19 protein-coding genes are annotated in these 13090 nt (G+C 66.7%); 5 read left to right on the top strand and 14 right to left on the bottom strand.

The genetic code is table 11. The features are described from left to right. Positions 1-2: 2 nt before the first annotated feature. The 4 genes from KF730_RS02105 to KF730_RS02090 all read right to left on the bottom strand — a co-directional run bounded on the left by KF730_RS02105 (position 3) and on the right by KF730_RS02090 (position 2568). The gene (locus tag KF730_RS02105; protein ID WP_294091923.1) at positions 3-809 is read right to left on the bottom strand and encodes a cell envelope biogenesis protein TolA; all 807 of its coding nucleotides are present in this window, start codon (positions 807-809) and stop codon (positions 3-5) included. After that, positions 809-1267, bottom strand: coding sequence for a protein TolR (gene tolR, locus KF730_RS02100; RefSeq protein WP_294091922.1), 459 nt, complete (start codon positions 1265-1267; stop codon positions 809-811). Before tolR ends, KF730_RS02105 begins: the two co-directional genes overlap by 1 nt. A 149-nt stretch (positions 1268-1416) precedes the next feature. Beyond that, positions 1417-2076: a protein TolQ gene (tolQ, locus tag KF730_RS02095; RefSeq protein WP_294095656.1), complete on the bottom strand. Its 660-nt coding sequence runs from the start codon at positions 2074-2076 to the stop codon at positions 1417-1419. A 30-nt stretch (positions 2077-2106) separates the two neighbouring features. Further along, a complete protein-coding gene (locus KF730_RS02090) occupies positions 2107-2568 on the bottom strand; it encodes a YbgC/FadM family acyl-CoA thioesterase (protein ID WP_294091921.1) in 462 nt (153 codons plus the stop codon). A 113-nt stretch (positions 2569-2681) separates the two neighbouring features. Here KF730_RS02090 and KF730_RS02085 point away from each other — a divergent pair, with 113 nt between their 5' ends. Both KF730_RS02085 and KF730_RS02080 read left to right on the top strand, forming a co-directional pair. Continuing rightward, on the top strand, positions 2682-3131 hold the full coding sequence (locus KF730_RS02085) for a hypothetical protein (RefSeq protein ID WP_294091920.1): 450 nt from the start codon (positions 2682-2684) through the stop codon (positions 3129-3131). Further along, positions 3124-3327, top strand: a complete 204-nt coding sequence (locus KF730_RS02080; RefSeq protein ID WP_294091919.1) for a helix-turn-helix transcriptional regulator — start codon at positions 3124-3126, stop codon at positions 3325-3327. The genes KF730_RS02085 and KF730_RS02080 overlap by 8 nt, the downstream gene beginning before the upstream one ends. Here the strand turns inward: KF730_RS02080 and ruvB are convergent. The 3 genes from ruvB to KF730_RS02065 all read right to left on the bottom strand — a co-directional run bounded on the left by ruvB (position 3324) and on the right by KF730_RS02065 (position 5300). Beyond that, positions 3324-4346 carry a Holliday junction branch migration DNA helicase RuvB gene (gene ruvB, locus KF730_RS02075; protein ID WP_294091917.1) on the bottom strand — a complete coding sequence of 341 codons (1023 nt, stop codon included), beginning with the start codon at positions 4344-4346 and terminating at the stop codon, positions 3324-3326. The two genes, KF730_RS02080 and ruvB, sit on opposite strands and share 4 nt — an antisense overlap. Continuing rightward, a complete protein-coding gene (locus tag KF730_RS02070) occupies positions 4343-4645 on the bottom strand; it encodes a hypothetical protein (RefSeq protein ID WP_294091915.1) in 303 nt (100 codons plus the stop codon). Before KF730_RS02070 ends, ruvB begins: the two co-directional genes overlap by 4 nt. A 226-nt stretch (positions 4646-4871) precedes the next feature. Then, positions 4872-5300, bottom strand: coding sequence for a hypothetical protein (locus KF730_RS02065; RefSeq protein ID WP_294091914.1), 429 nt, complete (start codon positions 5298-5300; stop codon positions 4872-4874). 134 nt (positions 5301-5434) lie between these two features. Between KF730_RS02065 and KF730_RS02060 the strand changes: the two genes are divergently transcribed. Further along, positions 5435-5860, top strand: a complete 426-nt coding sequence (locus KF730_RS02060; RefSeq protein WP_294091913.1) for a hypothetical protein — start codon at positions 5435-5437, stop codon at positions 5858-5860. Between the two features lie 23 nt (positions 5861-5883). Here KF730_RS02060 and KF730_RS02055 read toward each other — a convergent pair whose 3' ends face one another. From KF730_RS02055 to KF730_RS02025, 7 genes are all read right to left on the bottom strand, one after another. After that, positions 5884-6285, bottom strand: a complete 402-nt coding sequence (locus tag KF730_RS02055) for a hypothetical protein (RefSeq protein ID WP_294091911.1) — start codon at positions 6283-6285, stop codon at positions 5884-5886. Then, on the bottom strand, positions 6282-6875 hold the full coding sequence (gene ruvA, locus KF730_RS02050) for a Holliday junction branch migration protein RuvA (RefSeq protein WP_294091909.1): 594 nt from the start codon (positions 6873-6875) through the stop codon (positions 6282-6284). Before ruvA ends, KF730_RS02055 begins: the two co-directional genes overlap by 4 nt. Positions 6876-7013: 138 nt before the next feature. Further along, positions 7014-7499 (bottom strand): crossover junction endodeoxyribonuclease RuvC, encoded by a 486-nt coding sequence (gene ruvC, locus KF730_RS02045; protein WP_294091907.1) that lies wholly within the window; start codon positions 7497-7499, stop codon positions 7014-7016. A 139-nt stretch (positions 7500-7638) separates the two neighbouring features. After that, complete coding sequence (locus KF730_RS02040) at positions 7639-8382, bottom strand: YebC/PmpR family DNA-binding transcriptional regulator (RefSeq protein WP_294091906.1); 744 nt, start codon at positions 8380-8382, stop codon at positions 7639-7641. Between the two features lie 63 nt (positions 8383-8445). Then, entirely contained in the window at positions 8446-9525 is a 1080-nt protein-coding gene (locus KF730_RS02035) for a S41 family peptidase (protein WP_294091904.1), read from the bottom strand. A 134-nt stretch (positions 9526-9659) separates the two neighbouring features. Continuing rightward, positions 9660-9899: a DUF2312 domain-containing protein gene (locus tag KF730_RS02030; protein ID WP_294091902.1), complete on the bottom strand. Its 240-nt coding sequence runs from the start codon at positions 9897-9899 to the stop codon at positions 9660-9662. Between the two features lie 73 nt (positions 9900-9972). After that, entirely contained in the window at positions 9973-10386 is a 414-nt protein-coding gene (locus tag KF730_RS02025; RefSeq protein WP_294091900.1) for a DUF1244 domain-containing protein, read from the bottom strand. Positions 10387-10422: 36 nt separating this feature from the next. Here KF730_RS02025 and pyk point away from each other — a divergent pair, with 36 nt between their 5' ends. Both pyk and KF730_RS02015 read left to right on the top strand, forming a co-directional pair. Beyond that, entirely contained in the window at positions 10423-11895 is a 1473-nt protein-coding gene (gene pyk, locus KF730_RS02020) for a pyruvate kinase (protein WP_294091898.1), read from the top strand. A 93-nt stretch (positions 11896-11988) separates the two neighbouring features. Next, on the top strand, positions 11989-13086 hold the full coding sequence (locus KF730_RS02015) for an MBL fold metallo-hydrolase (protein ID WP_294091895.1): 1098 nt from the start codon (positions 11989-11991) through the stop codon (positions 13084-13086). The last annotated feature ends 4 nt before the right edge of the window (positions 13087-13090 follow it).

Raw genomic sequence — 13090 nt, 5'->3', positions numbered from 1 at the left:
CCTCATCCAGGCAATTTGTAACGCAAACGAACCGTCTGCCAACCACGGGGAACATCGTACAAGGCGGGCGGCAGTCCGGTGATCGGCGAACAGCCCTTGAACACCGCGCGCGCGAGATCGCGGACACGGGCAACATAGCGGCTATTGTCCTCGTCATCGCCATCGACCGCGATGATCTGCGGATCGGCGCCCAGCGAACCGTCACGGTTGAGCTTGAGCAGGACGGTCACGCGAATCCGCTCGGCCCCCGGTCCCGGCGTCACCTGACGATTGGCGCAGGGCTGGACCTGGCGGAGGATCGCCGCGGTATAGCTAGCGACATCCGACCCGGTGGCGGAGGCGGGCGGCTTGGTCGAGTTGCTCTCGCTCGGCTTGTTCCCCTGCCCCAGCTCCTTGGCGTAATCGGGCAGGCCGCCCGACGGCTTGACCGGACGATTGGGCTGGGGCTGCGCGCTGGGCCTGGCCGGAGCCGGCTTTTCCGGCGGCTGCGGTTTGATCGCGGGCGCGGGCTGCGGCTTGGGCGGAGTCGGTTCGGGCTTGGCCGGTTGTGGCTCGGGCTGGGGTTCGGGCGGCGCGCTTTCCGGCTCGACCGGGGCGTCGAGCGGCGAAAGCTTGGCCGCCATCTCCTCATGGCTGATCTCGGGTGCGGTGGTCTCGAGCCCAATATCGTCGGACAACGACACCTCGATCGGCGTCTGCTCGATCTTGACCGGTTCGGCCGGGTGCAGGAACGTCGCCGACAGGAAGCCGAGCAGGGCGGCATGGCCCAGGATAGCTATCGTCAGCCCGGTTCCCTCGATGCGATCCATCAGGGCTTGCTGCCCGGACTGGCGCTGCTCGCATTGGTGAGCAGCGAAACGCGGTTGAGCCCGGCGCGGTTCAATTCGCCCATCACCTTCATGACCTTGCCGTAGCCGAGCGCCTGATCGGCACGCAGGAAGATCTGGGCGGGCTTGCCGTCAGGGCCAGCGGGGCGGGCGGCGATGGCCTCGAGCTTGGCAGCCAGCGCGGCGTCCGTGACTTCCTCATTGTCGACGAACACCTTGCCGGCCTCGTCGATCGCGATCTGGACGGGCTTCTGCTCCTGCTCGAGCGCCTTGGCGCGGCTTTCGGGCAAATTCACCGGCACGCCGGCCGTCAGCAGCGGCGCGGTGACCATGAAGATGATCAGCAACACCAGCATCACATCGACGAGCGGCGTGACGTTGATGTCCGCCATCGGCGAGCGGCGGCCGCGGCCTTTGCCGGAGGGCAGGTGCATCGCCATGCCTCAGATCCTCCCCGTACCGGGGAGGTGGCAGCGCAACGCGCTGACGGAGGGGGCTCTCCTCATAGCGAAGCGCTTGCGGCACGCCCCCTCCACCAGCCTGCGGCTGGTCCCCCTCCCCGTGCCGGCGAGGATCAAGCAGGCCATCCTCACGCCTCCATCTCCAGGCGGCGGCTGAGCGTCGCGTGGAAGCCGTCGGCGAAGCGGTTGAGGCGCTGCTCGACGCGGTTGATGCCGTGCGAATAGCGATTGTAGGCGATCAGCGCGGGGATCGCGGCGAACAGGCCGATCGCGGTGGCGAACAGCGCCTCGGCGATGCCGGGAGCGACCACCGCCAGCGACGAGCTCTGCTCCTTGGCGATGTTGGTGAAGCTGCGCATGATCCCCCAGACCGTGCCGAACAGACCGACGAACGGCGCCGAGGAAGCGACGGTGGCGAGGAAGTTGAGCCGATCGGCCAGGCGATCGATCTCCTGCGCGATCGTCGCGCCCATTGTGGTGCCGAGGCGCTCGCGGGTGCCTTCGCGGTCGATCGCCTTGCCCGCCGTCGAGCGGCGCCACTCGGTGACGCCCGCCGAGAATACGCGGCTGATCGGCTGATCGCGCCCGGCGACGCGGCGGTGAAACTCGTCGATATCGTCGGCTTCGCGATATTCGGCCTCGAACTTGTCGATCGCCTTGCGCACGCCCGAAATCTTGAAGCCGAAGCTCAGGATGATCGCCCAGGTCCACAGGCTCGCGAGCAGCAGGCCGGCCATAACGGCGCGCACGATCCAGTCCGCCTGCAGGAACAGGCCGACCGGAGACATGGTCGCGGCGTCGGTGCTGAAGAACTCCACTTATTCTTTCCCCTTCCAGATCAACGGCTCGAACGCCGAGACCCAAGCGGCCGGCTGGCGACGCGGCCGCCCACCGGGAGCGACGAACGCCGCTTCCACATCCGCTTCGGTCAATATTTCAGCCCCGCGCATTACTCGTTGATGAATATCCACAGACGCGGCGCGAAGCCGCAGGAGACGGCTGACCACCGTCAGTTCATCGCCCAGCCGTGCCGGCTGACGATAGCGAATGCCGAGATTGCTGATCGCATAGGCGCCCTCGCCCGCTTCCTGCACCGCGCGCTGGTCGATCCCGGCGGCGAGCAGCATATCCGAGCGGGCGCGCTCCATGAACCTGAGATAATTGGCGTGATAGACCACGCCGGTAAGGTCGGTGTCCTCGAAATAGACACGCAGGACGAAATGATGCGCCTGACCCTCGATACGGCCGATGGGTGGCAGGAAGGCGTTGTCGCGGTCCATGCCGGGGCTCCTAACCCAGCGGAGTCGCGAGCGAAACCCCGGGGAATCCCCTTGCAGCGATGTAACGCATGGGTTACATGTCACCTATAGGTTACGCAAAAGGGACGAAAATCATGGCTTACGAAACCGATCAGGAGATCGCCGAACGGCTGACCCACCGGCGCGCGCGGGTGCTGCCGGCAATGGCGCTGATCTTCCTCTCGGGCCAGGCGATCTATTTCGGCAATGCCGCCCAGCCGATGCGTGCCGTGGACGCGACGAGAATCTCGGCATGGCTGGTCTGGGCGCTGGCGTTGCTGCTGCTGCTTGCCACCGGCGGCGGGCTGTTCCGCAGCAGGAAGGTACGCGCGTTGCTCAACGACGAGCTGAGCCGCGAGCACCGGCTGCGCGCCATCGCCTTCGGCTTCTGGGCGGCGATGCTGACCTGCGTGGCGGCCTATATCCTCTCGGCGTTCGAGCCGGTGACCGCGCGCGAAGCCATTCACCGGGTGCTGACGCTGGGGGTCGGCGCGGCGCTGCTCCGCTTCGGCATGCTCGAGCGCCGCGCGCTCAAGGATGGCTGAGCTCGCCAACCGCCTGCGCGAGCTGCGCGCCGAGCACGGCCTGACCCAGGCCGCGCTCGCCGAGGCGGTGGGCGTGACGCGCAAGACGATCAACACGGTGGAGAATGGCGTGTTCGTCCCCTCCACCACGCTGGCGCTCAAGCTGGCGGCGGCGCTGGGATGCCCGGTCGAAGCGATCTTCTCGCTCAAGCCCTAGTCGAACAGCCCGTCCTGCGCATTGGACGGAGGCTCCAGCCCGAGATGCTTCCACCCGGCCGGGTTGAGGCAGCGGCCGCGCGCGGTCCTGGCGATCATGCCGATCTGGATCAGATAGGGCTCGATCACTTCCTCGATCGTGTCGCGCGGCTCGCTGAGGCCGGCCGCCAGCGTCTCGACGCCGACCGGGCCGCCTTTGTAGATGCCGGCGATCATGCCGAGATAGCGGCGGTCCATGCTGTCGAGGCCGAGCTCGTCCACCTCCAGCCGGGTGAGCGCGGCGTCGGCGGCTTTCGCGTGGACGATCGCTTCGCCCAGCACGTTGGCGAAGTCGCGCACGCGGCGCAGCAGGCGGCCGGCGATGCGCGGCGTGCCACGCGAGCGTCTGGCGATCTCGTGGGCGCCGTCCTCCGCGACATGGAGGTCGAGCAATTGCGCGGCACGCGCGACGACGCGCTCAAGCTCATCGACGGTGTAGAATTGCAGGCGAACCGGAATGCCGAAGCGGTCGCGCAGCGGCTGGGTGAGCAATCCCTGCCGCGTGGTCGCGCCGATCAGCGTGAAGCGCGGCAGATCGATACGGACCGAGCGCGCCGAGGGGCCCTCGCCGATCATCAGATCGAGGGCGCGATCCTCCATCGCCGGATAGAGGACTTCCTCGACCGCGGGATTGAGCCGGTGGATCTCGTCGATGAACAGCACATCGCCATCCTCGAGATTGGTGAGCAAGGCGGCGAGATCGCCCGCCTTGGCGATGACCGGGCCCGAGGTGGCGCGAAAGCCGACGCCCATCTCGCGCGCGACGATCTGGGCCAGCGTGGTCTTGCCGAGGCCGGGCGGGCCGAAGAACAGGACATGATCGAGCGCCTCGCCGCGCGATTTGGCCGCCTGGACGAACACCCGCAGATTCTCGCGCGCGGCGCGCTGGCCGACGAATTCGTCGAGCGACTTCGGGCGCAGCGCGGCGTCGATATCCTCGGGCTTGCGCGCAGGGGTCAGGATACGGTCGGCGTCGGTCATTTCCGGCTCGACCATAGTTCTACATAGCCGTCGTCCGTCCTGACCTCGATCTGATCGAAGCGCTTCTGCAGATAGCAAAGTATCTCGGGCGGAAAGGCCGCGCGGAGTTGGTCGAGCGACATCGAGACTCCCTCGGGCGTCGGCAGATCGACCGTCACACGCTCGTCGCGGAGATAGTGGCGCGCATGTATCGGCCTTGCGGGCTCCCCGAACCAATAATCGATGAAATTATAGTCCTGCTCGACTTGATCGCCCTTGAAGAGCAGGTCTCGATTGTGCGTGATCAGATAAGGCGACACATCATCGTGCGTATCGAAAGACGTAATATCGGAACTGCCCCCGACTTTCTCGCCCGCCCAGCACCGGACTACGGGATGGGCAATGCGAGAGCTTGGCGGAATGTCCTGCGCGCCTGCCACGATAAGAGCGAGAAACATCATCTCGCGCCTCGCAGCGCCATCGCAAATGACACGATGTCAGCGAGACTGGTCTTGCGCGCGGGGGCGAGGATGCGGTGGGTGTCGGTCATGAGGATTTGCCGCGCGTTCCGAGGATAGCGTCGCCTACGAGACCGGCCGTCAGCACCACCGTGAAAGCGGCCATTTCGGCCATGGGCAGCAGGAAGAATGCGATGCCGGCGGTCGATTGCGAAGACATCAGCGCATCCCACATCACCAGCGCTCCGAGGACGACGGTAACCATCGCGAACAGAGAAGCGAACACAACCAAAACCGGACCGCGGGCAATTGCGAAAACGCCCAGGCCCAGCGCGACCGGCATGGTCAGCAGCCCAGCAGCCAAGGCAATCACAAACAGCGCGCCGGGATCGGCAATGCCGCGCACAGCCAGCCCGGTTGCGAACATCGCGACAAATGCGAACCCCGCTCCGCGAAGCGCAAGGCGCGCCCTTTGGTCGCGATCCTTAAGGATCATGATGAGGTCGGCGTCGGTCATACGCCGCCCCTAGCCATCGAGGGCATCGCCTGTCGAGAATACGCAGTTCGCCGGACGCGGGGTGACCCGGATGCGGGTTCGCACGGATGGGGCGGGTAAAGCGCTGAACACCCTGACCGCGGCACAAGCATGCCATGAACACAGGCATCCTCGCGCAACTCTACGCCCACCAGACCGACATAAAGGCCGGGATGGCCGAGACGCAGACGCTGCTGACGGCGGACACCATCGACGCGCTGGCGACCGCCCATGCGCGCTGGAAGCTTACCCGGCTGCTGACCGGCTACCAGATGTTCAAGCACCAGCGCATCTTCGATCCGCTCACCCGCCATGGCGCGCCCGAGGATTCGCGGATCGCGCAGCGGATGAAGATCGATTGCGTCGCGCTGGGCGAGACCTTCCGCGTCTATCTCGGACGCTGGACCGCGAGCGGGATCGAGGGGCACGAAGCCGAATATCGCCGCGACGCCAGCGGCATGATGGCGATGCTCCACCGCCACATCCTGCGCGAGCGCAGCGGTATCGAGGCTTTGCTGGCGCCGGAGAAGCGCGTGGCGTGAGAGGCGGGTCGCGGCTCGCGCTTTCATCGCAAGCCACCGTTTCCACCTACCGCTCTCAATTCATCGCCAGCGTAGACTTGCCAGCTCTCATATCCGCTTGAGTCGGTAATCAATTCCACCTTGACGCCGTTCGACATGTCCAATGTCAGGTCGCCAGTCTGCTGGTCGAAGGCAATCGCGTCCACGACGGCGCCCGCAACAATTTCATTGCAGCGGGACGCAGCATCAATGGGCTCCGGCAAACCAAATTGTCGATCGGAGTCCTCGCTTGTCAGCAGTAGCGCCTCGCTGCGCATCCGCCACAAGCAGCCCACACATATGGTCGCAGCGTCGCCGAAATCGAACGCCCAGTCATTCTCGCGACGCATCAGGCGAAGCGGCTGACCGATGAGATGGCGTTCGGTTTCCTTCCAGACACCCCTCACTTCGCCACCTTCCGTAGCGCCATCCGCACCAGCGCGTCGAGCGTCGCCGCCGCGCCCAGCTCTTCTTGAGCGGCAGCGACCGCGCTTGCGGCTTCGGCTGGCTTGAAGCCGAGGTTGAGTAGCGCCGAGACCGCATCCGCCGCCGCGCCGCCTTTCGGCGCGGCCGCACCGGCCCCGCCGAGCGCGACGCCGCCGGCCTTGTCCTTCAATTCGTTGACGATGCGCTGGGCGAGTTTGGGACCGACGCCGTTGGCGCGCGCGATCATCGCGCTGTCGGCGCGGGCAACGGCGGTCTGGACCTCTTCAGGCGACAGGATCGAGAGGATCGCCAGCGCGACCTTGGCGCCGACCCCCTGCACCGAGGTCAGCAGGCGGAACCAGTCGCGCTCGGCGGCCGAGGCGAAGCCCATCAGGCGGATCGAATCCTCCGAGACCAGCATCTCGGTGTGGATCGTCACGAGATTGTCGATCGCGCCCAGAGCATCGAGCGTGCGGGCCGAAGCGCCGACCAGATAGCCGACGCCGTTCACGTCGATCACCGCGTGATCCGCGCCGGTCGCGGCAAGGCGGCCCTTGAGGTGCGCGATCATGGCGAGACCCGCGAATGTTGAGGAAGTTTAGTGTTTTCAGGGCACACAATATTCACGCCCGCAGGGTGGTGTTGGAAAGGTGCATGGGCCCGCATCGCGGGGAACCTAACAGGAACATTGCCCGGTAGGAAAGCCTTTTCAGCCGAGGCGGCGCGCGCTGGCCATATGGTGCGCGTGGCAGATCGCCACCGCGAGGGCATCGGCGGCATCGGGGCCGTCGATCCTGGCGCCGGGAAGCAGGCGCGCGACCATCGCATGGACCTGCGCCTTTTCCGCCTGCCCGGTGCCGACCACCGACTTCTTGACCAGCCGCGCGGCATATTCGCCGACCTCCAGCCCGGCACGGGCGGCGGCACACAGCACGACCCCGCGCGCCTGGCCGAGCTTCAATGTCGATTGCGGATTGGAATTGACGAAGACCTCCTCGCAAGCCGCGGCGTCCGGCGCGTGATCGGCGATCAGGGCGGCGAGCATCGCATCGAGGTGCGCGAGCCGGCGCGCGAGCGGGGCGGCGGTGTCGGTCCTGAGCCGGCCATTGGCGATATGGCTCAAGCGGTTGCCCTCGGCGCGGATCAGGCCCCAACCGGTGGTGCCAAGGCCGGGATCGAGGCCGAGGAGGATCAAATTCCCTCTCCCGTCTGGAGAGCAAGGGAGCAGCGAGGCTGCGGAAGGCTGAGTGCGGGATGGAGGCGGCGGCCCTCACCTTTCCCACTCGCTTCGCGAGCGGGCCCCTTCCCTCTCCCGACGGGAGAGGGCGTTTGCCTCAACCCAGTTTCTCCATGACCGCATCGGAGATTTCGTAATTGCCCCAGACGGTCTGGACGTCGTCATCGTCGTCGAGCACGTCGAGCAGCTTGAGCAGGGTGCCGGCATCGCCTTCGTCGACTTCGACCATGGTCTGCGGGCGCCAGGCGAGCTTCGCGCCTTCGGCTTCGCCGAGCACCGGCTCCAATGCCTTGGCGACTTCGTGGAGGTCGCCCTGACCGGTCCAGATCTCGTGGCCGTCCTCGGAACTGGCCACGTCCTCGGCGCCGGCTTCCAGCGCCGCTTCGAAGACCTTGTCGGGATCGCCGGCGCTGGCCGGATAGTTGATCAGGCCCATCCGGTCGAAGGCGTGCGCGACCGAGCCGGGCGCGCCGAGATTGCCGCCATTCTTGCTGATCGCGGTGCGGACGTTGGTGACGGTGCGGTTGCGGTTGTCGGTCAGCGTCTCGACGATCAGCGACACGCCGCCGGGGCCGAACGCCTCGTAGCGGATCTCTTCGTAATTCTCGCCATCGCCCTTGCTCGCCTTGTCGATCGAGCGCTGGATATTGTCCTTGGGCATCGACTGCGCCTTGGCGGCATTGACCGCCGCGCGCAGGCGCGGGTTCATCTCGGGATCGGGCATGCCCATCTTGGCCGCGACGGTGATTTCACGGCTCAATTTGGAGAACAGGTTGGAACGCTTCTTATCCTGCGCGCCCTTGCGATGCATGATGTTCTTGAATTTGGAATGACCGGCCACGGAGGTTCTCTTCGGTAATAGGACCGGGCGTCTCTAGGCCAGTCTTCCGTCGTTCCGCAACGCTCAAGGCCGCAGCGGTCTGCGCCGGACCATCGGCTCCCCCGGGACATGGCTGGCGGACAGCGTCTCTGCTTCGGCCGGCGCCACCCCGGCGCGGACCAGCGCCTCGACCAGCGCGCGCTCGGGCGCGACGGCGATATCGGGAGCGACGCCGGTGCCTTCCCAGCCCCGCGTGCCGGGAAAATAGCTGTGACCGACCGGGATGAAGGCGGAATAGCCGCCCGGCAGCTCGACACTGCCGCCATAATTGCCGGCGCCGGCGGTCGTCTCGCCGATCAGCGTCGCCCGCCCGGTATATTTGAACACCGTCGCGAGATGCTCGCCGGCCGAGGCGGTGCGGCCCGAGGTCAGATAATAGATCTTCGCGCCGCGCCACGGCGAATCGGCACCGGGCGCGACACGGTGCTCGGAGCGCCGGACGTCACCGGGCGCTTCGACGGCGACCACCGTATCGGATATCTCGAACACGCCGACGTCGCCGCGGGTGTCCATCACCATCACGGTCTGCGGCTTGGCGAAGATGCGCGGGAACAGCTGGTCCATCTCGTCGAGCCCGCCGCCATGATGGGTGCGCGCGTCGATGATCAGCGTCCTGGCGCCCAGATGGGTGTCGAGGAACGCGGCGAACTGCTTGGCCTCGTCTCCCCCGAGAAAGGCGTTGAACCGGATATAGGCGACGCCAGGCGCGATCCAGCCGGGCTGCTCGATCGGATCGGGCCGGCGCGGCTGCGTGCCCGCGCCGCCGGAGCCGCGAACCGGGGCCCCGCCGCCCGGCGCGCGCATGCGCAGATGGCCATCGGCGGCCACGGCCTGGAGATCGGCGGTCACGGTGTTCGCCAGCGTCTCGGCGTCGGCAATGCCGGCATAGGCGCCCGCGGCAAGCTTGGCGCGCAGCATCGCCGCATAGGCACGCGCGGTTTCGGGGAACACGAAACGCTTCTCGAGCGCGTCCGCCAGCGCCGCGACGGCATCGAGGGCCGCCTTGCGATCGAATGCGGCGGCAACAGGCTGTGGCTGCGCCTGCTGGGCCATGGCGGGAGCGCCAAGCCCCAGCAGCCCCAGAGCGATGACGAGATTGCGCATGTTTCCTCCCACGGTCCATTGGTGTCGCACTAAAGCAACACACTATCTGGACCATCCGGCGCCGCGTAGGAAAATGCGACGGACATGCCGGATATGGCGACGAAAATGCAGGCGGGGCGCCGTGCGACGGCGGATCAGTGCAGCCCGAGCGCGTTGCGATAGGTCTCGAGCAACGCGTCGGCTTCGTCGCGGTGATGCTTTTCCATCTTACGCAGCCGCACGATCGCGCGCATCGTCTTGGTGTCGAAGCCGGTCGACTTGGCCTCGGCATAGACGTCCTTGATATCGTCGGCGATGCCCTTCTTCTCTTCCTCGAGCCGCTCGATGCGCTCGATGAACAGGCGCAGTTGCTCGGCGGAAACAGAATCGGACATTTTTGGCTCCTGATGGGATGAAGCGGGGGCGATAGAGAAGCCCGGCGCGTGCCTCAACCCTTATCGATTGGCCCTATCGATTGGGCTGGGTCATCGAAGGCGGATCGGAGGCGGGGAAGCTCTCGTCCAGGGCTTCGTCGAGCGCGTCCTCGTTCCTGCGCATGCTCGCTTCCATGCGGGCGAGCTGCGCCTCGCTGGCCTCTCCCTGGTGCTTTGCCTTCCACTCGCTGAAGGGCATGCCGTAGATGATGCGGCGCGCTTCGTCCTTCGAGAGCCGGCCATCGGCCTCCGCCACCCAATCGGCCAGGCAGTTGCGGCAGAAGCCGGCAAGCCCCATCAGATCGATATTTTCGGCGTCCTTGCGATGGCGCAGATGACGGACAAGGCGGCGGAACGCCTGAGCCGCCGTCGCGTCGTCGAGCCTGTCGAGATCGTCCATATGCACCTCCGGGTTGATCGCTTCGCATTTGGGGCTAGAGGCAGCCACGCACAACCGCCGAACTTTGGCCGAGGAATGACAGCGATGACAAAGGCCATAAGCCCCCGCTCCCGCAAGGTCCGCATCCTCGCGACACTGGGGCCGGCGAGTTCGACCCCCGAGATGATCGAGCGGCTGTTCGACGCCGGCGCCGACGCCTTCCGCATCAATATGAGCCATGGCGACCAGCAATCGAAGGTCGCGGTGTTCGAAGCGATCCGCGGGCTGGAGAAGAAGCTCGGCCGGCCGACGACGATCCTCGCCGATCTGCAGGGCCCGAAGCTGCGCGTCGGCAAGTTCGCCGAGGGCAAGGTGATGCTGATGGCGGGGCACGAGTTCATTCTCGACCGCGATCCGACGCCGGGCGACGCGACCCGCGTCGAGCTGCCCCACCGCGAGATTTTCGAGGCGGCGCATGCCGATGCCCGGCTGCTGCTCGACGACGGCAAGCTGGTGCTGCGGGTCGTGACGGCCCAGCCGGACCGGCTGACCACCATCGTCGAGGTCGGCGGCGCACTGTCGAACAACAAGGGGCTCAACGTCCCCGACATGGTGCTGCCGCTGGCGGCGCTGACCGAGAAGGACCGCAGCGATCTCGCATTCGCATGCGAAATGGGCGCGGACTGGATCGCCCTCTCGTTCGTGCAGCGGCCCGAGGATCTGATGGAGGCCCGGCGGCTGATCCAGGGCAAGGCGGCGTTGCTCGCCAAGATCGAGAAGCCCTCCGCGATCGCCCGGCTCGACGAAATCGTCGAGCAGTGCGACGGGGTGATGGTCGCGCGCGGCGACCTGGGCGTCGAATTGCCACCGCAGAGCGTGCCGCCGCTGCAGAAGCGCATCGTCGAGACCGCGCGGCGGATGGGCCGGCCGGTGATCGTCGCGACGCAGATGCTCGAATCGATGATCGAGAGCCCCTCGCCGACCCGCGCCGAAGTCTCCGACGTCGCCACCGCGGTCTATGACGGCGCCGACGCGATCATGCTCTCGGCGGAGAGCGCGGCGGGCAGATGGCCGGTCGAATCGGTGGCGATGATGAACTCGATCGCCGACGCGGTGGAGCGCGACCCGACGCATGGCGACCGCGTCCATTTCACGATCACCCGCCCCGATCCGACCACCGCCGACGCGCTTTCGGAAGCGGCGAAGACCATCGCCAGCACGGTATCGGCAACGGCGATCCTGTGCTTCACCTCGTCGGGATCGACGGCGCGGCGCATCGCCCGCGAGCGGCCATCGGTGCCGATCATGGTGCTGACACCCAAGATCGAGACCGCGCGGCGGCTGGGGCTGCTGTGGGGCACGCACGCCGTTCATACCCGCGATGTCGATTCGTTCGAGGAAATGGTCGCGAAGTCGAAGCGGATGGCGATGCGGCACCATATCGCCGCGGCGGGCGACCGGCTGATCCTGTGCGCCGGCGTGCCGTTCCGCACCCCGGGATCGACCAATGTGCTCCATGTCGTCACCCTCGTCGGCGATGAGCTCAGGAGCTACAAGGGCGACGGCGAAGCAAGCTGAACGCCGCGCTTTATCGAAGCTTTAGCCGATCTTTAATTGGCACGCGGCGCGGCGGGTGGAAGGCGTGCGGCTTCCTGTCAGGAGCCCGCATCCATGCTGCCTCGCTTCGGTCTTCACGCCCTTTTCCTCGCCGCGCTGCCGGTGCTGCCCATAGGCCCCGCCGCCGCGCAGACCCTGTCGCACATCCAGACCGCCGAACAGGTCGCGCCGCGCGTGCACGTGTTGCGCCAGCCCGAACGGACCTTCGCCGGGGTCATCGGCAATGTCGTGGTGATCGAGCAGAGCGACGGGGTGGTGCTGGTCGATACCGGCGCGACCTATGGCGTGGGCAAGCGCGTGGTGGCGCATGTGAAGGCGATCACGCGGCTGCCGGTGAAAGCGGTGATCTTCACCCATTGGCATAGCGATCATCCCGGCGGCATTGCCGCGATCCGCGCCGAATGGCCGGCGGCGAGGATCATTTCGACGGTGCGGACGCGCGAGCATATGGAAACCGAGACGATGGGCGGGCTCAAGCGAGAACCCTCGCCCGAATTCGAAGCGGCGCGGATCGACGGGCTGAAGAAGGCGATCGCGCAGTTCCGCGAGAGCGCGGCGGACGCGTCGCTGCCCGCCACGGTGCGCGCCGAATGGGCCGATGCCGCCACGGCGACCGAAGCGCGGATCGGCGATGTCGCCGGCACCTATCTGATCCTGCCCGATACGGTGTTCACCGACAGCTACCGGATCGATGACAAGGATGTCCCGGTCGAGATCCGGTTTCTCGGCGCCGCAAACACCGATGGCGACGCGATCGTCTGGCTGCCGCGCCAGCGCGTTCTGGCGGCGGGCGACGCAGTGGTGGCGCCGATCCCCTATATGTTCAACGTCAAGCCGTCCGAGATGGTCAGGACACTGGCGCGGATCGATGCCTATGACTTCGCGGTGCTGGTGCCCGGGCATGGCACGCCGATGCGCGATCACCGCTATCTCCGCCAGCTGATCGCGTTCACCGATGCGGTGCGCAAGCAGGTGACGCCGCTGGCTGCGGGCACGCCATTGGAGGAAGTGGGCGCGAAGACCGATTTCAGCGCGGAGCGCCGCGCCTTTGCCGGGGGCGATGCCTGGCTGTCGATCTGGTTCACCGACTATGCGCTCGATCCGCTGATCGAGAGCGCATGGCGCGAGGCGCGCGGCGAGCCGGCCAAATGATCGG

Origin of the sequence: Sphingomonas sp., assembly GCF_019635515.1 — a bacterium.
In the GTDB taxonomy this organism is placed as follows: Bacteria; Pseudomonadota; Alphaproteobacteria; order Sphingomonadales; family Sphingomonadaceae; genus Sphingomonas.
The sequence above is the reverse complement of the archived record's forward strand: the minus strand, read 5'-3'. Positions and strand labels throughout refer to the sequence as shown.

Coding starts and splice junctions, on each gene's coding strand:
- KF730_RS02105 (WP_294091923.1), bottom strand. CDS start 809: ATGGATCGCATCGAGGGAACCGGGCTGACGATAGCTATCCTGGGCCAT.
- tolR (WP_294091922.1), bottom strand. CDS start 1,267: ATGGCGATGCACCTGCCCTCCGGCAAAGGCCGCGGCCGCCGCTCGCCG.
- tolQ (WP_294095656.1), bottom strand. CDS start 2,076: ATGTCTCCGGTCGGCCTGTTCCTGCAGGCGGACTGGATCGTGCGCGCC.
- KF730_RS02090 (WP_294091921.1), bottom strand. CDS start 2,568: ATGGACCGCGACAACGCCTTCCTGCCACCCATCGGCCGTATCGAGGGT.
- KF730_RS02085 (WP_294091920.1), top strand. CDS start 2,682: ATGGCTTACGAAACCGATCAGGAGATCGCCGAACGGCTGACCCACCGG.
- KF730_RS02080 (WP_294091919.1), top strand. CDS start 3,124: ATGGCTGAGCTCGCCAACCGCCTGCGCGAGCTGCGCGCCGAGCACGGC.
- ruvB (WP_294091917.1), bottom strand. CDS start 4,346: ATGACCGACGCCGACCGTATCCTGACCCCTGCGCGCAAGCCCGAGGAT.
- KF730_RS02065 (WP_294091914.1), bottom strand. CDS start 5,300: ATGACCGACGCCGACCTCATCATGATCCTTAAGGATCGCGACCAAAGG.
- KF730_RS02060 (WP_294091913.1), top strand. CDS start 5,435: ATGAACACAGGCATCCTCGCGCAACTCTACGCCCACCAGACCGACATA.
- ruvA (WP_294091909.1), bottom strand. CDS start 6,875: ATGATCGCGCACCTCAAGGGCCGCCTTGCCGCGACCGGCGCGGATCAC.
- KF730_RS02035 (WP_294091904.1), bottom strand. CDS start 9,525: ATGCGCAATCTCGTCATCGCTCTGGGGCTGCTGGGGCTTGGCGCTCCC.
- KF730_RS02030 (WP_294091902.1), bottom strand. CDS start 9,899: ATGTCCGATTCTGTTTCCGCCGAGCAACTGCGCCTGTTCATCGAGCGC.
- pyk (WP_294091898.1), top strand. CDS start 10,423: ATGACAAAGGCCATAAGCCCCCGCTCCCGCAAGGTCCGCATCCTCGCG.
- KF730_RS02015 (WP_294091895.1), top strand. CDS start 11,989: ATGCTGCCTCGCTTCGGTCTTCACGCCCTTTTCCTCGCCGCGCTGCCG.